The organism is Arthrobacter sp. MDT2-16, assembly GCF_054510925.1.
In genome coordinates this window covers 1-18,212 of record NZ_JBTNDP010000002.1, presented here as the reverse complement: position 1 = coordinate 18,212, position 18,212 = coordinate 1, and the positions used below count along the sequence as shown (strand labels likewise).

Genomic DNA, 18,212 nt, shown 5'->3' with positions numbered 1-18,212 from the left:
GCGAGAACCAGCAGCTGAATACCTCGCCAGCTCCTTTGACACGCGCGCTGGCAGTGGGTCCGCGTCTCGAGGTTTGACAGCATGAGTCAAAGAGTCCGCTGGGGGATGGGCTTGTGGCACAGACCCGCAAGCATCTGGGTCACCACTGCTTTAGCTCACGACTGCGAGGCCGGTCTTGATCCGTAGGTTCTCCTGTAGTTGATCGTTAAAAGTGTTGCCACGATGCTACAGACGATTCCGGTGATCATGGCACCCCATTCCGAACGCTCAGGAAGGGAAAGAAGGAAGAAGCCGAGACCACCGATAGCGTTGATGAGAAGAAGAGCGATGGCCGCTAACCACGTATTTTTCGGCATGCAGACCACCGTAGTACTGCGGTGAGGTAACGCCCGTAGGCCGGTGAATAATCGGATATTTCGAAGGGCGGGAACCGGCGGAGCACGTTATTCTTCGGCCATGGGGAATTGGGGTTTCAAGGGCATTCCGGTCGCCGTCGTTCTGAGCGTTGCCGTTATAACAGGTGGTTGTGCTGCGCCTCCTGCCGCGCACCAACCTACTGGCGGACCAACGCAGGCCGCGCCAACCAGTGAGTCAACACAGGCCGCGCAAAGCATGTTGCCGGGTTTCGTCGGTACGAGCGAGATGTCGGGATTGACGCGCAAAGCGATCGACGAGTTCCCGGAGTCTCTCCCCAAGGGCGCTTCCTGGTCGAACGCGCCACTTCACCAGTGGAAGGATGACGACGCCGCCATCGAGGACGGCGTGCCGGAGGTGGCTATCGCCGAGTACTGGTCGTGCGCCTGGATGGGGGACTACATCGGCGCGGTGGACGCGGACGATCAACCGCGTGCAGAACACGCGATGTCTCAACTCGAGAAGTACCCTTCCCTGCCGGCCATCCTTGCTCACCATCAAGACCCAGAGGTCTTCACCTCTTCTGTCCTTCAACCGGCCAAGAAGGGCGACACGCGGCTCCTCCGTGAATTCTTCACGACGTGCAGAAACCTGACCGTCGCAGCCGACGGCAAGCCGACACTGACAAAGATGATTCCGACGTCGCCCGCTTCTGCAGGGTGAGCAATCGTTCACAGTCCCGCTACGGGATCCTCCTGCGGGTACCCAGTGGGCTAAGGGCTGAGCTTCGGGTCTTCCATGAGACACGTCGTGATCTGCGCGAAATCACGATCGAAGCCGTCCCGCTCGTAGCGAACCGTCTTTTGGTTCCAGTGATCTTCCTCGAGCTGCGTCAAGAACGCGCTCAGCGCCAGCCGGATATAGAATCCCCGGCTGCGTCCCGTGTGCTCGGCCAGGGCATCAATCCGCTTGATGACGTCCGGTGGCAGTCGCACGGAAACGACCTGCCCGGACGGATGTGGCTGCTGACTCTTCGTTGCCATGTCGACCTCTCCCCCATCGCTAGGTAAACAAGGTGTGCAACCGACCACTGACCTTCGACGTAGCGCTACTCAGACTGGTAGCCCCGGACGGTCCCACCCCCCCGTTGTCGTTGCACGACGTCTAGACCCTTGAACACTTCTGTTGCAGAAGCCGCAGAAGGACCCTAGATCAACACAATCCGAACCGATCTGCGCTGTGGCGTTGGGGTGTACCCCAACGCCACAGTTCAAAGAGTGGCAAAACTCGTCTGAACGGCGCGAAAGGTCGTAATACTTCCGCACATGGGTTTTGCCATCACTGCAGAACCGCTGTGTGCCCTCCTCAGCGTTGCAAAACCTTCTGGTGCACAAACGGTGGCAGTCTCAACCGGTCAACGCACTGCGGAACGAATCGAGCCTAGATTGAACCGGGCTACGCCCACTGCTCGCGCCATCTCCGAAGACCCAACTTGCTGATCAGCCAGTGTGCCAGCCGATGTCTTAGTCGATGCTGTCAGTCGGTGTTATCTGTGACACGAGAGCTTCAATCCGTTGGAGAGCCACCGCCGCGGAAGGTTGTTCGGTAGGTTCTGAACTTAGATGGTCTCAGTAGCACCAAAACGGGGGAATCACGAATGTTCGACATGCTGCCGCTCGATGGGGACGGTCGTAGTTGCTACCCGAAGGAACACGGGAGTCAATGGGAATCAGCCAAGATTCTCATCACGGTGAAGGCTGCCCCGCAGCCCTCTGCTGCGCACGGGGACACCGTGTGCGTGGCCGGCATACGTATGCGCCCTGGCGGACCCGAGTGGGTGCGTTTGTACCCCATCCCCTTCAGATCGATGGAGGAGTATCTGCGGTTTAGCAAGTACGACCTCATCACGGTGCAGGTGAAACCTTCGGGTAAGGATCCGCGAAGTGAGAGTTACATCCCCAATCGTTCGACCATCACCACGGTGGAGCACCTCGACGGGTGGAAGACCCGCCACCCGTACCTGTCACCCTTGGCATCTCAATGGACGATGTGCGGGATCCTCGGTGCTCAAAGGGAGGCACGACCCTATCCGTCTCTTGCTGTAATTAGGCCGCGAAAGGTCTTAGACCTGAAAGTGGTGCGACATCCTGGCTGGACAGCGGAACAGGCCGAAAAGCTGAGGGTCAATCTTGGGCAGGAGGATCTTTTTGGATCGGCTCCAAAGGTGCAGCTGCTACAAGCTCCACGTTTTGAGGCTAAGTACTCCTACTACTGCGAGGACACCAACTGCAGGGGCCATAACCAGGGTCTACTCGACTGGGAATTGGTCGCTCTCGAGAGGCGGCTGAAGCATCTAGACGACGTGGCTGCCATCGGTGAGCTGCGGAAGCGGTTTTTCGAGGAGATGTGCGCACCGAGTCGAGGGCCGATGTTCTTCGTGGGCAACCAGCTCAAGCATCCTCTGGCCTTCAGCGTACTCGGGGTCTACCGATCTCGATGACGGTGCTACCGGTGAGAGCCGGCCAGCTGAAAGCTATCCAGTTCATCAAGAATCAGGTGGCGGTGACAGGTCTCCTCGCGAGCTTCGAAGCAAAGCAGAGCCACTGATGCCGTAGCGGCCTTCTCCACGAGCTCCCGCATCGCGGCTACCGCTTTCTCTGACTGAAGGACCCGTCGGTACCCTGCATGAGCCTGAGCCGCGAGGTCGGTCCCAGGCTTCCAAAAACCGTCCCGATTCTCCTTCGGGTTACCGAGGGTCGGGAGGTGAAGGTACTCAATTCCCGCCTCGGCCAACGAAGCTGTCAAGAGGCGCTTAGAGAAGCCCCTCTTCCGCGAGATTGCGTTCAACCGGACATCGACGACGCATTCGACTTTCTCAACGCTGAGGGCAGCAAGAAACGACGGGAGGGTGTGCCCCTCGTATCCGACCCCTATGATCCGTCGAGTCACTTGTTCCATTCCTTGATGATGTCACGGTCAGCTCGCCTAGCTCTTGTCGCTCCGCTGCAGCCTCAAGCCCTGATGTCTTCGCCGAGGTGGCGGTAGATCGTGCCCCGGGACACCCCGAAGGTCTCGGCGATCTGCTGCACGGTGTATGTCTTTTCGTCGTACATCGCCCGTGCCTGCCGGATCTTCGTCGGGCTCATCTTGATCCGGCCGCCGCCCTTGCGGCCGCGGGCTCGGGCCGCCGCCAAGCCGTCTTTCGTTCGTTCGACGATGAGGTCATGTTCGAATTCTGCGATCGCCGCGAGCATGTGAAAGAACAACCGACCGCCAGGCGTCGTCGTGTCGATGCCCTGAGAGAGGGCCTTGAGTCCGACGTTCCGCTTCTCGAGGCCGTCGACGACTTCCTTGAGGTTCCGCACGGACCGACCGAGGCGGTCGAGCTTCGTCACGACGAGGGTGTCGCCTGCTCGTAAGTAGTCGAGTGCGTCCTCCAGTGCGGGCCGCTTCGCCAGGACTCCTGATGCGTGTTCGACGAAGACCTTTTCACACCCGGCTGCCTCGAGTGCGTCGGTCTGACCATCGAGATTCTGGTCCCGGGTCGAAACACGTGCATATCCAACTGCTGCCATGCCCAAACTGTATCGTCAACGTACCTCACAGTACGTAGCTCTCGGACACGGCCCATGGAACACGACGCGCCGTTTCTGACATTCTCGCGTTCGAGTGTCCTATGGACGGTCGTACGTGAGAACGACCGGACACCTCCGGATGCGAAGGCTGTGAGATTGCAGAAGGACGCCGTGAGCGGTGAGGGAACCGTGGCTAGTGTCTAGTGCAGGGCGTTGTCGAGCTGCCGTAGCCAGGACTGGAAGTCTTCTGGGCCGTCGAAGTGGGCGCCGGCGATCTCGCTAACTTCTGGGGCCATGTCGGGACCGTCGACAACGAGCGTGTACCCGTCTGCTGCGATCGATGCTTCAAAAGCCGGTAGGTCCCCACGGTCATCGCCTGCGTATGCGACGGTGTGAAGGTTCTTTGTTCCGATGATGCGCTGGAGGGCAGTGCCTTTGTCCTGGTCCAGAGGCATCCGGAGTTCCTCCACGAACTTGCCCGGTTCGTGGCGTAGCCCGTACGTCCTCATGACGTCCTCGATGATCGGGGTGATCCGATTCAGGGCACCGGCCTGGTCCGGGGCGAGCCGCCAGTGAACGGCGACTGCGAGGGACTTGTCCTCAACATGGATGCCTTCCACCCCGTCCAACTGCTGGTGCACCGTCTGTGTGGCTTCCTCGACAGCCTTCATCCAATGCCGGGCTTCCGGCACGACCTCGACGCCGTCGTCGGTGAGGCGTTCGAGACCGTAGGAGCCATGGAGTTCCACCCCGGGAATGGTGGCTCGTGCAGCAAGGAAGGCGATCGGTCGTCCGGAGAGGAGTGCGACGACCGAAAGCTTGGTGGCCAGGCCCGCGAGGATCTCCTCGGTACCGGGCAAGAGCTCACTGGCAGCCGGATCGTCGGTGATGTGCGAGAGAACGCCATCGAAATCCATCACCAAACCTGCGTTGTCGCTGGTGGTCAGGGCGTGCATCACTGCGGTCGCTGCATCCATTCCTTCACCCTAGCCCGGCAAGCATTACGGACCGGGCTGGAGGTTTCAGGCGGTTGCCATGGATCGGGCGACGTCGGTGAGGATCCGGGTGCAGTCGATGGTGTCGGTGATGCTGACCCATTCGACGTCGGCGTGCGCTCCTTCACCGCCGGGACCGAACAGCACGGTGGGGATCCCGCGGGAGGCGATGAACGCCGAGTCGGCCCAGTAGCTCATCCCGACGATGTCCGATGGCTTGCCCCGCAGGTTGTCGCACGCACCAGCAAGGTCGGTGACGAGCTGATGGTCCGCGGGGGTTTCAAGGGGTGGGCGATGCATGGTGGTGCGTGCTGTGGCGGTGAAGTCCTTGTCCGCGGCCGAGCATTCAGCCAGAAGTTCCTGCACTCCCCGTTCGACGTCGTGGACGCTCTGCCCGGGCAGGGTGCGGTGTTCGATGGTGACCACGCAGCGCTCAGGGATGGTCGAGGCTTCCTGGCCGCCGTGGATGAGTGAGGCATGGACGATCGAGGGGCCGAGCAACGGATGAGGGTTTGTCGCGAGGTCGGCGTTCATGCGCTCGAGGCCGGTCAGCAATAACCCTGTCTTGGCAATGGCGTCGATACCGAGGTGCGGGCGGGACCCGTGCGCGGCGATTCCCTGGACCTCGATCTCGGTCCACACGAAACCCCTGTGCCCGATACCGATGGTGAGTTCGGTCGGTTCGGTGACGATCGCCGCATCTGCATCCAGTCGTTCAAGGACGCGTTGGATACCGAGGCTCCCATGTTCCTCATCGGCGACCGCGGCGACGACCACGTTCACGGCGATGCCCTCCCGCGCAACGTCCCTGCAGGCGATGAGAGCCGCGGCCAGTCCGGCTTTCATGTCGTACGCGCCCCGACCGTATAAACGGTCACCCTCGATCCTCGGGTCAAGCGGTGCCGTCATACTCCCAAGACCCACGGTGTCCAAATGCCCACACAGCAACAGCGTAGGGGCATCGGGGTAGGCAGGTTCGCTGCGTATCAGGACACTGGGTCGTCCGTCTCCGTCATCAATGAGTTCACCCATCAGGTCCTGCGCCGCGGCCCAACTCATGAGGTGTGCCGCGATGGCTGTTTCCCCGTTGCCGTCCGAGGCCATGGAAGGGTTGATCGAGGGAATACGCACAAAATCCCGCAGGAGTCCGATGACTTCAGCTTCCAACGATTCCACTGTCACTCCTGTCCCTGTGCTTGATTGGCTGCGATGCCTTCGGTGCTGAGCAGAACCACGACCGCTTCAGGACCTAGACCGAGAACTGCAGAGCCGTCAGGGGAGGTTCGGGCGGCTTCGAGTCCTGCCAGGGCGGCGGCGCCGCAGGGTCCGACGAGGATGCCACGCTCATGCAGGTACTCGAGGGCGTATCCGGTCTCGGTGTCGGTGACTCCGACGGCTGCGTCCAGGCTCGCGCGGATCGCCGGCCACGCCGTTGAGGACACGGTCCCGCAATTGAGGCCGGCCATGAATGTCGGAGCGGACGTGTCCACACTCACCAGGTGACCGGCGGCGAGGGAAGCAGTAACGCAGGCAGCGGTCGCAGGCTCCACCGCAAGGACGCTCGGCCGTGTCTGCCGGCCTGATGCCCGGTAGTGCTGCAGCGCTGACTGCAGGAGCGAACCGACTCCGGTAGGCACAGCAACCAGGCTGGCGGCATCTGGCAGCTGGGAATCGATTTCCGCGAACAAGGTGGCGTATCCGTCGATGATCCAGCCCGGCACCTGCTCGTAGCCCTCCCACGCGGTGTCCTGAATCAGTAGTTCACCGTCTGTGGTTTCGGCGGCGGCACGTGCCACCGCGTCATCGTAGACCGCACCGGTTTCCACGACGACCGCGCCTTCACCACGGATCGCGGCGAGGGTGCTCTCGGGTAGCCCTGCCGGTACGTAGATCCGGGCGGGCAGGCCCAGGAGCCGGGCCATGTACGCCAGGGCGCGCCCGTGGTTTCCGTCGGTCGCTGTCACCAGCGCCACATCGGTCTCGGACTCTGTGTCGGTGCTGAGCCCGTTCGTTGTGTTCTGCAGTTCCTGCAGTGATGTGGCCGCAGGTAGACCCGCGGCGGCGCTGATGGCCTGGTTGACAGCCCAGGACGCGCCGAGGACCTTGAACGCCGGCAGTCCCAGTCGGTCGGATTCGTCCTTGACCCAGACCGACTGCACGCGCCACTGCGTTGCGAGGTCCGGGACAGGAATCAGGGGTGTCGCCGCGTACCCGGGCATGCTGCGGTGAAACTCCCATCCCGGTGCCGATTCGGTGTCGATGGTCCACGGCACGGTGTGCCGGGCGGTGGACCACGGACGAGCACTCTCCTTGCCCAAGGTGCCGGCGACGCCAACCGTGACGGCAGTCCCGGGTACAGCGTCCGTGTCGTCAATGTCTGCTGTGTCAGCGGGGGTGATCTGGGTGGGGTTCATGAGCTCAGTTCCAGGATGGTGGCGGCGAGGACGGTGATCCCGGTGGCGCAGTCCTCGGGGGTGGAGTACTCGCGGGGGTTGTGGCTGATGCCGTCGTACTGGCCGCGGACGAAGATCATCGCGGTCGGGGTGATCGGCGCCATTTCCTGTGCGTCGTGTCCGGCACCGGACATCAAGCGCATGGTGTCCTGGCCCAGAGCGTGTGCCGCTGCTTCGATCGTGTCCTGAACCTCGGGGCTGAACGGGACAGCCCGGGTCTTGGCCATCCTCTTGGTCTCCACCCGCAGTCCCGGCTGGGTCTGCGGCAAGGCCTCCAGGAACGCCTCGAGGTCAGCTTCGGCAGCGGACATGAAGTCATCATCAGGGTTGCGCAGGTCGACGGTGATCTCTGCGAGGTCCGGAACGACGCTGGGAAGGCCCGGGGACGTGCGGATATGTCCGACGGTTGCGCGGAGTCGCCCGTATTGGCCGGAATCGACCATGCGGCGGACCTCCACGATGATTTGCGCTGCGGCAAGGCCGGCGTCGATGCGCAGCTCCGTGGGGGTGGTTCCGGCGTGAGCGGCCCGCCCGTGGAGGGTGACCTTCTGCCACGAAATGGCTTGCACCCCCGTGACCACACCCACCGCGTAACCCTCCCTGGCGAGGACGGGGCCCTGCTCGATGTGGCACTCCACGTAGGCGTGCGGCGGGTCGAGCCTGACCGGACAGGTGCCCTTGAACCCGATGCGCTGGAGTTCATCGCCGAACCGCAGCCCGTTCTCATCGGTGAGGTCGTAGGCGTAGTCCAGGCTCAAACGTCCCGCGGCGACGGCCGAGCCGAGCATGTCCGTGCCGAACCGGACGCCTTCCTCCTCGGTCCATGCGGCAATGATCAGGGGGCGCCGGGTCGTGATTCCGGCCCCGTTGAGGGAGCGCACCACTTCCAGGGCACCGAGGACGCCGAGGCATCCGTCGAAAGCGCCGGCTGTGCCTACCGTATCGATGTGGGATCCGGCCATCAGCGGTGCTGCATCAGGGTCAGTTCCTTCACGTCGACCGAAAATCGTGCCCATCTCGTCGATACTTACTTCAAGGCCGGCCTCTTCCATCCAGGAGATGAGCAGCCGTCGGCCCTGGCCGTCCTCGTCCGTGAGAGACTGCCGATTGACCCCGACCAGGCCGGACGCCGGATCCTCATACGCACCGATCCGGGCCAGTTCCATCAGTGACTCCCACAACCGCTCACCATTGATCCGCAGCGGCCCCGCAGCAGCACTTACACCAACACTCGCGTCAGGTGTCGGGACGGGGGCAATCGTTGGAGTGGTGCTGGGAACGGTCGTCATGCTCTGCTCCTGAGGCGTCGTGGTCATGCGGTCACCTTCGACGGTACGGACCACCATTCATGTGGTCGATAAGATGTCTTTCACGATTAACCATGAATTTCTTACATGAATGCAGCACGTCGGGAAAGGCGTTCAGATGTACAGCGTGAACAGGCTTCGACTGTTGCGTGAGGTGAGCATCCGGGGGACCCTCGCGGCGGCGGCGCAGGCGCTGGGATACAACCCGTCGTCAGTGTCGCACCAGCTGCGGCTGCTCGAGGAGGAAGCCGGTGTGCAGCTCCTTGAACCGGTCGGTAGAAAGGTCAGGCTCACAGAAGAGGCCCGTATCCTCGTCCGGCATACCGAGGGCATCCTGCAACACCTTGAGAGCGCCGAAGCGGAAATCGCCGCAGCGCACAGCACGGTACGCGGGACAGTGCGTGTCGCGTCCTTCCAGACCGCCAGCCACACGATCATCCCTCCCGCGCTGATGAGCCTGACCGCTGAACACCCCGATCTACGGGTTACGGTCGCGCATATCTCCGCGGAGCTGGCCTTACCGGCGCTTCTGGCAGGGGACTTCGACATCGTGCTGCAGGAGGAATACCCAGGTCACCCAAGGCCCGCCGTCGCGGGAGCAGAGCTCACCACGGTCGGCATGGACCCCCTGATGCTGCTCACCCCCTCGCATGAGCAATCCACACGTCCGGAAGATCTTGCGGAGCGGCAGTGGGTCATGGAACCACGAGGCACCCAGGCCAGGAGCTGGACCGACGCCTGGTGCCGACGGATCGGATTTGAGCCCCGAGTCGCCTACGAATCGTCGGACGTGCTGCTCCATGTCCGGCTCGTAGCTGCCGGTCTTGCCGTCGGACTCGTTCCCGGCCTCGCACTTTCTGCATCCGACACCCGCAACGTTCATGCCCGCCCGTTGAATGACGATCCAGCACGCCGCATCGCGGTCGCCATCCGACAAGGCAGCGGTCCTTCACCCTCCGTAACTGCAGTGCGTAAGCGCATCAGCCAGGAAATAGCCGAGCAACTAACTGCCTCGAACGTGTGAGGTACCGTCCGCGCTAGCCCGAAAACTACTGCGGAGCGGTATGAGTCCTTGCGCGCCATCCGTTCGGGTTCACATTCGCCTGTCTTCTCGTGAAGTGCTGCTAGCACTGGTGGCCGACGGAAACACAGCAACGGATGTTGCCCAGTCCAGAACTCGTCGTGGTCTGGTGTTGATCTTGTCCGCGATCTCGTCAAGGTCATGCTGGCTGAACTGACGCAGATCACCGTTTTTGGGTAGGTACTGGCGCAACAGCCGGTTGGTGTTCTCGTTCGTGCCTCGCTGCCAAGGGGTGCGCCTGTCGCAGAAGTAGACCGGTAGATCCAGCTCTGCGGTGAGTTCCTGATGCTCAGCGAGTTCCCTACCCCGATCCCAGGTCAGAGAGCGGCGTTGCTCGGCCGGCAGCCCACTGAAACTCAATGTCAGTGCTTGTCGGACGACATCGGCCTTGATCCCATGGGGCAGGTGTACCAAGCGAACATACCGGGTCTTCCGGTCGACCAGCGTCGCGACAGCCGATGGACGTGAACCCATAACAAGGTCGCCCTCCCAGTGACCTACCTCGGTTCGCTCCTCGATGTGGGCCGGCCGGTGATGAATGGACACCATGTTCTTCAAGCGCCCGCGCTTACTCACTCGTGGTGCTCTTGGCACGCGCATCGTGCGTCCCGACCGCAGATGACGCGATGGACGGCCTAGGCACCGCACGAGGGCTTTACGCTCGGCGATATAGATAGATCGGTAAATCGCCTCGTGCGACAACCGCATCGACGTGTCCTCCGGATAAGTACGACGCAGCCACTGAGAGATCTGCTCCGGAGACCAGTCCTGGCCCAGCTTGAACGCAACGACGATGAGCAGCATCAAATTCGTATCCAGGCGCTGTAGCTTCGGTCGCTTGGCCAGCGTCACTGCCCGCTGATCGGCGGTTACGGCTCGGTAGTGCTCACGCCCGCCGTTCCGGCGAATCTCCCGTGACACCGTCGACGCAGCACGGCCCAAGCCCGCGGCGATGGCCGTAGCCGAATCGCCGGCGGCAAGACCCCGGGAAATTTCCTCCCTGTCGGCCATCGATAGGTGGCGATCATTACGCCTCGACGCTGGCAGTCGAATACCGCCAGACTGCAGAAGAAAGCGACGTACCGACTGATTACTGCTGCCCAGATCACGGGGCGACTGTCCGCAGGGAGTCGCCCCGTCGCCACTGCACCCACAGCTGATCCTGTTGCTCTGCGGTGAACCCAAAGTCACGCGACATCTCAATCACCCATCCATCCGATCATGAGCGGTGCGTTGACCGGTTGAGACCACCGTCGGACATGACCCACCGCGATCGGATCCGTGCGCCTCCTGACCAGATGGGCACGGCACAAGCTCCCCACGCTCCGCTGCTTGTCCCGCACACACCTGGACAGCAGGAACCAGTGGCCCACCTGCACACACCACCTCCAGTCACTGACATTGGAAAGCTCACCTCGAGCGGACGGTGGATGTGCACAGCCTCCTACCAGCGTTGTCGCGAACAGCATGAACTGGTCCGCCTGAGGACTAAGAGGACTATAGGGACCAGTTGAGCTGAGGTTAGCTGTAGCCGCGGTAACCCCGGTTCTGGTCATCCACCTGTGGGCGGGTGGAGCCCGAAGGGTGGAGCTCAAAGCCCGTCCACCTGTGGGTGAGCTCCGGCACCCCCTTGGCGACCGTGCAGGCGCTGACCCCTCTACATATGTTGATTTGTAGATATGTAGATTTATCGGAATCCGAGCCACGTGCCTGGAGATGGACGGCGTGTAGCCAATGAGGATCGGTTTACGAACGGATATCCCAGACTGGTCCAAGCACCGCAGGTACAGTCGTCCCAACTTTGAAGTTGGGGGACTGTAATGACCAGTGTTGGAAACCGTGTGACTGCCATCGTGTTCATCGGAGTGGGGCTGCTCGCCGTCGCGGTGGTTCCGTTCCTGGTCATACCTGCGATCGTTGCCGGCTCCTGGGTCCTCGCAGCGAAACTTAAAACCACTCACCCGAGTTTTTCCCGGGCATGGCTTGTTGCCGGCGTCGCGGCCGGCCTTCTTACTGCAGCAGTGAGCGCCAGCATCTTTCTGGCGCCTCAGATCGTCGTGTCAGTCCTCCTACTTCTGGGATTCATCGTTTACGCGGTGACTGTAGTTCTCTTTGGCAAGGCCTGGAGTCAAGGAAGCGATCGTCCGGCGGCTGCTTGGGTCACTACAGTGTCGTTTGGTCTGGTGGGCTTACTCGGTGTGGTGCTGATGGTGACCTTCGGTCGAGGGATTGCCCTGGCTGATGCAGGGCAATCCACCTGGGTAGTTGACACCCTGCTCCTGCTCAGTGTCGTCGGCATACCCACTTGCCTTCTGACAGGCCTCATCGCCCTCGTGAGAGTGCGCACACACCGGAAGCCGTCGCTCGTTCGCTGAACGATCCTTTTGTGGGACAGAAGCTTCGCGGCGCTAGTGCGTGGCGTGGTGTCGTGTTGTTTGGGCGTTGAAGAGGGCTGCTGCTGTTGTGGCGTCGTTGGTGGTGACGGTGAGACTGTAGCCGTCGGGTCGGTGGACGCGGAGGGCTTCACCGTTGCGGAAGATCAGGCCGATGGAGCGTGATCCTCCTATACGGATGCCCCAGCCGAGGAATTCGGACAGTCCTCGGACGGTGACTACTTCTGCGGTCGCGCCCGGTGTGGCCGGAGCTGTGAACCGGCCGAAGCCAAAGAGTGTGGTGCAGGTCAGGCCTTTGTGGTCGACAGTGATGGTCCATCGGCCGGTGATGATGCCAAGCGCGAGGAGCATTCCGCCGGCGATGGTCAGCCCCCATATCGGTGTGGTGATGCCCAGCACGATGAGGACCAGCCCCGGTAGGCTCCCGCCGAGCAGACATACCCATGCAGTTGTCGTGGTGGTCCAGACGGCTATCTCGTTCGGTTCCAGGTCAAGAGCCGTAGTCGGCGTGGTCCCTGGGATTGGGCTTGCGAGTGGGCGTCCGCCGGCGATGAGGGCCGCAAGGATCCCATAGACGAGGCTCAGGGCCGCGGTGATGCCCATCATGATGCGAGGGTCGGGGGCGAGCAGCGGATCCTCGAGTCCGACCTGGCCGCTGAGCATGACAGGCAGCGACGCGGCGGTGAAGGCGACGATGCTTGCAAGGACAGCGATGGAGAGGCTGCGCCCCCATCCGGTGAGTCTGCCTGACCACTTCAGGAACACCAGCAGGATCAACACCGCAGCAGAAGGGATGGCGAGGGAGATGACTCCCAACCACAGTGGTGCGACGGTGATGACTTCCTGCGTGGACCAGTCCCACTTTTGTGCAACAGAGGATGGCAGTCGGGTGCTCCACCCGAGGCAGAGGGTAAGTGCCCCGAGGAGCACTCCGGCTGTCGGGAGGAACACTCCGAGCCAGAACCGGGGGTCGGGTTCGGTTGCCGGGTCGTGCGTGGTGTCCGTCGTCATGATGCTCTTCCCCTGTCGAGTCGTTGGCGGAACAGTGCAAGTGTCGTCTCGGTCGACAATCCCAGGCCCGCGAGTTGTCGGGCTGTTTCATCGAGGATCCGGGCCGCCTGCTCACGGGTGGCTGTGTCTGGTGCGATGACGACGGCGCCGCGTCCCCGGCGTAGCTCGATCAACCCCTGATCGCGCAGGTCCTGGTAGGCGTGCAGGACGGTATGCAGACTCACACCCAGCGACTCACCAAGTGCTTTCGCCGCCGGCAGGCGTTCCCCATTCGCCAGAGAGCCCTCGATGATTCCCTGACGGACCGCGCCCGCGATCTGCTCGTGGAGAGGAGACGCATCATCGGGCGTCAAACGGATCAACATCAACTCATTCTATTATTATGCTTGCACCATAACAATGGGTAGTACTCCGCTGATTCGTAGGTCGTCGCTTGCCGCCCGCAAGCCAGTCGCCCTACGCCCGTGCAGGCTTCCTTGCGCGTCCCTGCAGACGACAATGAGAACCGCCGAACCTGTCGACCGCGTCAGACCACGCGAGGGACGTTTACCCGGGACGATGAGAACGGGCGCACGGGCACCACAAGTGAAACTGCGCTCCTGGCTGCCTTCTCACCGATGGTGTCTCGGAAACCTAAAGCTTTATAAGACACCTCATTGGGTAGCACGAGCAGCATCCACTCCCCCGGATCTACAGGGCCGCCCGTGTCTCGTGAAATCGTCCTACCGTGTGTCATCGTCTTCGGTGCAGCTGACCGTCCTCCTGACTACCCGTGCACGGCACAAGCTCCCCCACGCTTCGCTGCTTGTCCCGCACACACCTGGACAGCAGGAACCGAGGGCCCGCCTGCACACACCCACCACCATCACCGACAGTAGAAAGGTGACCTCGGGTGAGTGGTGGGCGCGCACAGCCTCCGAAATGCGCGGGCCAGCTTGCAACTATCAAACGTTCGAAGTCTGGCAAGCTACTACCGGGTCATCCATCTGTGGGCGGGGTGGAGCCCGAAGGGTGGAGCTCAAAGCCGTCCACCTGACGCTCCTATAAGTGTCAAGAGCGCGGAATCGGTATCTGTTTTCCCGGTAGGCACTGCGAACATTGCGCTGTAGCCGCCCACGGGAGCTGTCCATGGCGGGGGTCAGTTCGGGTTATCCACGGCTCAATTCAGGGAGCCATGCAGGTAGTTCCCCAGCCGTCGTAGCGGTGGATAACCCATCAGAACTGTCCCTAGGTGTGGGCAGAGGCGTCGCTGTCGTTCTCTGATCGTGGAGCCAGGTCCGGTAGCGCAGGAGGAGGTGGTCGTTGCGGGTTCGGCGCCGCTCGAGGCGGGATAGCGTCGCCGGCCACTCACCTAGGCTGCTGGCAGCTTCTTGCAGCGTGATGCCCAGCTCGTGCCGGAGAGGTCGTAAGTCCGCGATAGCCGGGGCGGGAACAGGGTTGGTGAGTTGCCGATAGATCTCGCGGGCGACGTAGCGTTTCAGGCACCGCATGATCTCCCGTTTACTCTTGCCTTCCTCGGTGCGTTTGGTGACGTAATCCTTTGTCCTGGGGTCGGTGTTCATGCGCACCAGGACAATGTGGTGCAGCGCGCAGTTAGCTTGTCTGTCCCCGCCACGGCTGAGCCTGTGACGACTGGTCTTGCCCGATGATGCAGGAACAGGGGCAACACCTGTCAGTGCTGCGAACTGGGCTTCATTGCTCACCCGTTCCCGGTTGTCTCCCAACGTGACGAGCAGTTGGGATGCGACGTCGGTACCAACACCAGGCAGGTCCTGCAGCATCGGCGCGTAGGAATCCAGGATGAGCTGCAATTGAGCGGTGGCTTCTTCGATTTCGACCGTGAGGTGCTGATACCGGGTGGCCAAGGTTTTCAGCACCCGTGCTGTCACGTAATAGGGGTCAGCGGGGTGCCCTGAAGGCCTGGCACGAACCATCGCCCCGATCATGGCGGTCGTGGCCATGCCTTGGTACTTAGCTCGTAGCGTCTCCGGCGCGGATACAAGTAAGCCCTTGATCTGGTTGATCGTCGCGCTCCTGGCCTTCATCGCCGATGCCCGTGAAGCCCGCAGGACACGTAGGCACTCGACAGGTCCGTCCTTCGCTTTCGGAACCGCGGTACTGATCCCTGAAAGCACGGACTGAGCAGCGCGATAAGCATCCAGAGAATCTGTCTTGCCTTTGAGTCGGCGCTGTTGACGATCTGGTCTGTTGACCTCAACGACGGGCATTCCCACAGCTTGCAGGACTTTCGTGAGTGCGGCCCCGTAGGTTCCAGTACCTTCCATACCGACTTGCAGGACATCGCCAAAGCCAGCGATAAAGCCGACGATCTCTCGATAGCCCGAGATTGTTGTGGGGAACTCGCGATCAGCCAGCGGTCTCCCGTACTCGCTCAGAACAGCGACGTAGTGAGTGTCAGCATGAGTATCAACTCCCACGACGACACGGCTTGTTTCCAGTTCCGAATCCGACATATCTTCTCCTCCCGTTGGTGGTGGAACATCACGGGGTCAGGACGGGCAGACAATACGGTGAGGGGATCTGGTCAGGCGCCTATGAGGCCATGCCCGCCGCCACGTGAAGTGACCGCGGCCGGTGGACAGGTCAGGTGAAGGACAGAAACTCCAAGAGTCACGTCATGTGGGTGAAGAGCCACACCGGGACCGCGATCCCTATCACTATCACCGTGGGTGAGCTGCTGCCTCATCCGAATACGCGACCGTTGTCCCGTAGGAAGATCCTCGAGCGTTTCCGCTCGCGAGTTTTCTCAGGGGCGGCCCGGGTTGCAGAGCAGTTCAATGCACCAGCAGGGGCACCTGGGCCGAGGTGAAACATTGGAGCATGACCAACCTATCTTTGCCCCATGCTGAGTTCGCTTTCCCGGGTCCCTTACGGGACTCGCTCGTCGCCGCGATCCTTACCGGCAGGAAGACCACGACCACTTCCCTGCTGGTCGAGTACACCGTCGAGGGTGAAGACTTACCCGTAGTGGGCCGGCGGCAAGCAGTGGTCGATTCGCAGGGCGAGCTGGTGGCCGTTATCGAGACGGTGCAGGTCGAGCAGGTGCGCCTCGATCAGGTTCCCTTAGTTCACGCGATCGAAGAGGGAGAAGGACACACTTCTGTTGCCCGGTGGAGGGCAGACCATGAGCAGTTCTGGCAGAGCGAGGACATGCGGTCATACCTTCAGGACCCTGCTTTCGTGGTGACGGATGAGACTGTGGTGGTTCTCGAACGCTTTCGCCTCACCGACTAGGAACACGGGATTGAAGCACCCCTAGAAATTTCTTGACGGATGTTTCGAGCTGGGCGAATGACGAGTAGGACCGGGAGTTGTTCGGGTACTGGTTATGGTCGGTTCCATGACTGCTGGTGCTTTACCGTCGGGATAGCTGGAAACCAGCCGATCGGTGTCGAAGCCCAGCTCCATGAACTCGGGTTCGATGCGGATTTCATCGCTTCCTCTGCTGCCTGGGGCGTAGCGAAGCCCTCAGCAAAGTTCTTCTCCCGCGTCGTTCAGGCCGCACGCCTTGATGCCAGCGCGATCCTGTACGTCGGTGACCGCCTAGACAATGACGTCCTGCCGGCCCGGGAGGTTGGCATGCGGACCGCTTTCATCCGTCGTGGCCCGTGGGGATACCTCCACGCCCAACGCCCAGAAGTCGGCTTGGCCGACATCCGCCTTGAGTCCCTCGCCGATCTGACAATGGCACTCACATAACCCTGAACAGGGGTGGTGCATTGACCGCTTGAGTTCGCCGTCAGAACTAACCGGCTGATATTAGAAAGGTCGCGCGCCTCCTGACCAGCTGTGCACGGCACGAGCTCCCCACGCTCCGCTGCTTGTCCCGCGCACACCTGGACAGCAGTAACCGCCAGCCCGTCTGCACACAACCACCTCACGTCACCGATACGGGGAAGCTCACCTCGAGCGGACGGTGGACGTGCACAGCCTCCTAGCAGCGTGGTCGCGAACAGCATGATTTATCCCGGACCTAGACCTAATAGGACTAGTTGGGTTAGTAGGGCTAATAGTGGCAAGAGGGACAAAACCGGTGAGGGCAGCTGTGTGGCCACGATGCTGGTCATCCACTTGTGGGCGGGTGGAGCCCGAAGGGTGGAGCTCAAAGCCGCCCATCTGTGGGTGAGCTGCCGTTGTCAGTGCAACAAAACTGCAGCGATGCTCGTCGCATAAATGCCGGGTCAAGGCGAGGAAGGAAACTCCAGACAGCGGCTGTTGTGCGTGATCTGGTGGACGGCTTCGCTGATGGGTGTGCTGCCTGCGGTGACTTCGAGGATCTGGCAGGAGATGTGTCGTTCGTGCAGCACCTCTGCCAGTGTCTTTGCGACGTCGGTTCGTGTAATGACGTCGTAGATTTGTGCCACTCCGAGGGCAATGGTTCCGGCGCCTGGTTCATTCTGCAGGGCAGAGGGGCGCACGATCACCCAGTCCAGGTCGCTCTTGGTGAGCGCGACATCGGCTTCTTTCTTGACCGCGATGTAGTGATCGAACGATGGGCCGAGGCCGCGTTCGCGTTCGCGTCCGCGCCAGGCTTCCGGGAAGACCGACACGAGGATGAAACGGGGAGTCGAGGGCAGCAGTGCCGCGGCAGCGATGGCGAGGTTGACGCCGTCCCCGTCGATGGCTGTTGTTGCCTGGTCGCTGCCACCGGCGCCGGCGGTGAACATGATGCTGTCGGCGGAGCCGATGCGTTCGGCGAGTTCCGTTGGGGACAGGCTGGTGAGGTCTCCGACTTCGGCGTTGATTCCTGCCTGACGCAGGGCCTTTTGCTTTTCTTCGGTTCGGACGAGACCGGAAACGGTATCGCCGCGGCGGAGGAGTTCCTGGGCGAGCAGCGTACCGACGCCACCGGTGATACCGATGATGAAACGTTCATGAGGTCTCCTTTGAATGCTGTGAAGTCGCGTGGCGCGAGGTCGCGTTGGGGGTGTGCCGGGGGCTGGGGGGAGGCCCTCCAAAAAGAGACTAGAGAGAAGGGGAGACAGCGGGCGGGGGAGGGGAAACAAAAGGGCGGACCCCTCC

General features: G+C 61.8%; 18 protein-coding genes and 1 pseudogene. 6 read left to right on the top strand and 13 right to left on the bottom strand.

The features are described from left to right. Nucleotides 1–155: 155 nt before the first annotated feature. Complete coding sequence (locus tag ACX80N_RS04660; protein ID WP_459338490.1) at nt 156–356, bottom strand: hypothetical protein; 201 nt, start codon at nt 354–356, stop codon at nt 156–158. 100 nt (nt 357–456) lie between these two features. Here ACX80N_RS04660 and ACX80N_RS04655 point away from each other — a divergent pair, with 100 nt between their 5' ends. Next, complete coding sequence (locus tag ACX80N_RS04655) at nt 457–1,077, top strand: hypothetical protein (protein ID WP_459338489.1); 621 nt, start codon at nt 457–459, stop codon at nt 1,075–1,077. Between the two features lie 50 nt (nt 1,078–1,127). On the opposite strand, the gene ACX80N_RS04650 is transcribed toward ACX80N_RS04655, so the two are convergent. Further along, a complete protein-coding gene (locus ACX80N_RS04650; protein WP_459338488.1) occupies nt 1,128–1,397 on the bottom strand; it encodes a ribbon-helix-helix protein, CopG family in 270 nt (89 codons plus the stop codon). A gap of 824 nt (nt 1,398–2,221) precedes the next feature. On the opposite strand from ACX80N_RS04650, the gene ACX80N_RS04645 reads away from it, so the two are divergent. Continuing rightward, nucleotides 2,222–2,854: a hypothetical protein gene (locus tag ACX80N_RS04645; RefSeq protein WP_459338487.1), complete on the top strand. Its 633-nt coding sequence runs from the start codon at nt 2,222–2,224 to the stop codon at nt 2,852–2,854. Between the two features lie 5 nt (nt 2,855–2,859). Here the strand turns inward: ACX80N_RS04645 and ACX80N_RS04640 are convergent, their stop codons facing one another. From ACX80N_RS04640 to ACX80N_RS04615, 6 genes are all read right to left on the bottom strand, one after another. Beyond that, nucleotides 2,860–3,312 carry a DUF488 domain-containing protein gene (locus tag ACX80N_RS04640; RefSeq protein ID WP_459338486.1) on the bottom strand — a complete coding sequence of 151 codons (453 nt, stop codon included), beginning with the start codon at nt 3,310–3,312 and terminating at the stop codon, nt 2,860–2,862. Nucleotides 3,313–3,365: 53 nt separating this feature from the next. Beyond that, complete coding sequence (locus ACX80N_RS04635) at nt 3,366–3,929, bottom strand: recombinase family protein (protein WP_459338749.1); 564 nt, start codon at nt 3,927–3,929, stop codon at nt 3,366–3,368. 200 nt (nt 3,930–4,129) lie between these two features. Beyond that, complete coding sequence (gene otsB, locus ACX80N_RS04630; protein WP_459338485.1) at nt 4,130–4,906, bottom strand: trehalose-phosphatase; 777 nt, start codon at nt 4,904–4,906, stop codon at nt 4,130–4,132. A 45-nt stretch (nt 4,907–4,951) separates the two neighbouring features. Next, nucleotides 4,952–5,956, bottom strand: coding sequence for a M20/M25/M40 family metallo-hydrolase (locus ACX80N_RS04625; protein WP_459338748.1), 1,005 nt, complete (start codon nt 5,954–5,956; stop codon nt 4,952–4,954). Between the two features lie 146 nt (nt 5,957–6,102). Continuing rightward, on the bottom strand, nt 6,103–7,338 hold the full coding sequence (locus ACX80N_RS04620) for a diaminopropionate ammonia-lyase (RefSeq protein ID WP_459338484.1): 1,236 nt from the start codon (nt 7,336–7,338) through the stop codon (nt 6,103–6,105). Then, on the bottom strand, nt 7,335–8,666 hold the full coding sequence (locus ACX80N_RS04615; protein ID WP_459338747.1) for a M20 family metallo-hydrolase: 1,332 nt from the start codon (nt 8,664–8,666) through the stop codon (nt 7,335–7,337). Before ACX80N_RS04615 ends, ACX80N_RS04620 begins: the two co-directional genes overlap by 4 nt. 136 nt (nt 8,667–8,802) lie before the next feature. On the opposite strand from ACX80N_RS04615, the gene ACX80N_RS04610 reads away from it, so the two are divergent. Next, nucleotides 8,803–9,708, top strand: coding sequence for a LysR family transcriptional regulator (locus ACX80N_RS04610; RefSeq protein WP_459338483.1), 906 nt, complete (start codon nt 8,803–8,805; stop codon nt 9,706–9,708). A gap of 69 nt (nt 9,709–9,777) precedes the next feature. Here ACX80N_RS04610 and ACX80N_RS04605 read toward each other — a convergent pair. Next, a pseudogene (locus ACX80N_RS04605) lies at nt 9,778–10,963 on the bottom strand (IS30 family transposase). A 643-nt stretch (nt 10,964–11,606) separates the two neighbouring features. Between ACX80N_RS04605 and ACX80N_RS04600 the strand changes: the two are divergent. Then, complete coding sequence (locus ACX80N_RS04600) at nt 11,607–12,140, top strand: hypothetical protein (RefSeq protein ID WP_459338482.1); 534 nt, start codon at nt 11,607–11,609, stop codon at nt 12,138–12,140. Between the two features lie 33 nt (nt 12,141–12,173). Here ACX80N_RS04600 and ACX80N_RS04595 read toward each other — a convergent pair whose 3' ends face one another. The 3 genes from ACX80N_RS04595 to ACX80N_RS04585 all read right to left on the bottom strand — a co-directional run bounded on the left by ACX80N_RS04595 (nt 12,174) and on the right by ACX80N_RS04585 (nt 15,643). Then, nucleotides 12,174–13,169 (bottom strand): hypothetical protein, encoded by a 996-nt coding sequence (locus tag ACX80N_RS04595; protein WP_459338481.1) that lies wholly within the window; start codon nt 13,167–13,169, stop codon nt 12,174–12,176. Further along, nucleotides 13,166–13,534 carry a GntR family transcriptional regulator gene (locus tag ACX80N_RS04590; RefSeq protein ID WP_459338480.1) on the bottom strand — a complete coding sequence of 123 codons (369 nt, stop codon included), beginning with the start codon at nt 13,532–13,534 and terminating at the stop codon, nt 13,166–13,168. The genes ACX80N_RS04595 and ACX80N_RS04590 overlap by 4 nt, the downstream gene beginning before the upstream one ends. A gap of 783 nt (nt 13,535–14,317) precedes the next feature. Further along, nucleotides 14,318–15,643, bottom strand: coding sequence for an IS110 family RNA-guided transposase (locus ACX80N_RS04585; protein ID WP_459338479.1), 1,326 nt, complete (start codon nt 15,641–15,643; stop codon nt 14,318–14,320). Between the two features lie 367 nt (nt 15,644–16,010). Here ACX80N_RS04585 and ACX80N_RS04580 point away from each other — a divergent pair, with 367 nt between their 5' ends. Both ACX80N_RS04580 and ACX80N_RS04575 read left to right on the top strand, forming a co-directional pair. Continuing rightward, nucleotides 16,011–16,424, top strand: a complete 414-nt coding sequence (locus ACX80N_RS04580; RefSeq protein ID WP_459338478.1) for an ASCH domain-containing protein — start codon at nt 16,011–16,013, stop codon at nt 16,422–16,424. 39 nt (nt 16,425–16,463) lie between these two features. Then, nucleotides 16,464–16,889: an HAD family hydrolase gene (locus tag ACX80N_RS04575; RefSeq protein ID WP_459338477.1), complete on the top strand. Its 426-nt coding sequence runs from the start codon at nt 16,464–16,466 to the stop codon at nt 16,887–16,889. 482 nt (nt 16,890–17,371) lie between these two features. On the opposite strand, the gene ACX80N_RS04570 is transcribed toward ACX80N_RS04575, so the two are convergent. Next, nucleotides 17,372–18,212: NAD(P)H-binding protein (locus ACX80N_RS04570; RefSeq protein ID WP_459338476.1), on the bottom strand; the 841-nt coding region annotated here is incomplete at its 5' end.

Coding starts and splice junctions, on each gene's coding strand:
- otsB (WP_459338485.1), bottom strand. CDS start 4,906: ATGGATGCAGCGACCGCAGTGATGCACGCCCTGACCACCAGCGACAAC.
- ACX80N_RS04655 (WP_459338489.1), top strand. CDS start 457: ATGGGGAATTGGGGTTTCAAGGGCATTCCGGTCGCCGTCGTTCTGAGC.
- ACX80N_RS04585 (WP_459338479.1), bottom strand. CDS start 15,643: ATGTCGGATTCGGAACTGGAAACAAGCCGTGTCGTCGTGGGAGTTGAT.
- ACX80N_RS04615 (WP_459338747.1), bottom strand. CDS start 8,666: ATGACGACCGTTCCCAGCACCACTCCAACGATTGCCCCCGTCCCGACA.
- ACX80N_RS04645 (WP_459338487.1), top strand. CDS start 2,222: ATGGAGGAGTATCTGCGGTTTAGCAAGTACGACCTCATCACGGTGCAG.
- ACX80N_RS04640 (WP_459338486.1), bottom strand. CDS start 3,312: ATGGAACAAGTGACTCGACGGATCATAGGGGTCGGATACGAGGGGCAC.
- ACX80N_RS04595 (WP_459338481.1), bottom strand. CDS start 13,169: ATGACGACGGACACCACGCACGACCCGGCAACCGAACCCGACCCCCGG.
- ACX80N_RS04625 (WP_459338748.1), bottom strand. CDS start 5,956: ATGGGTGAACTCATTGATGACGGAGACGGACGACCCAGTGTCCTGATA.
- ACX80N_RS04660 (WP_459338490.1), bottom strand. CDS start 356: ATGCCGAAAAATACGTGGTTAGCGGCCATCGCTCTTCTTCTCATCAAC.
- ACX80N_RS04580 (WP_459338478.1), top strand. CDS start 16,011: ATGACCAACCTATCTTTGCCCCATGCTGAGTTCGCTTTCCCGGGTCCC.
- ACX80N_RS04575 (WP_459338477.1), top strand. CDS start 16,464: ATGTTTCGAGCTGGGCGAATGACGAGTAGGACCGGGAGTTGTTCGGGT.
- ACX80N_RS04635 (WP_459338749.1), bottom strand. CDS start 3,929: ATGGCAGCAGTTGGATATGCACGTGTTTCGACCCGGGACCAGAATCTC.
- ACX80N_RS04590 (WP_459338480.1), bottom strand. CDS start 13,534: ATGTTGATCCGTTTGACGCCCGATGATGCGTCTCCTCTCCACGAGCAG.
- ACX80N_RS04650 (WP_459338488.1), bottom strand. CDS start 1,397: ATGGCAACGAAGAGTCAGCAGCCACATCCGTCCGGGCAGGTCGTTTCC.
- ACX80N_RS04610 (WP_459338483.1), top strand. CDS start 8,803: ATGTACAGCGTGAACAGGCTTCGACTGTTGCGTGAGGTGAGCATCCGG.
- ACX80N_RS04620 (WP_459338484.1), bottom strand. CDS start 7,338: ATGAACCCCACCCAGATCACCCCCGCTGACACAGCAGACATTGACGAC.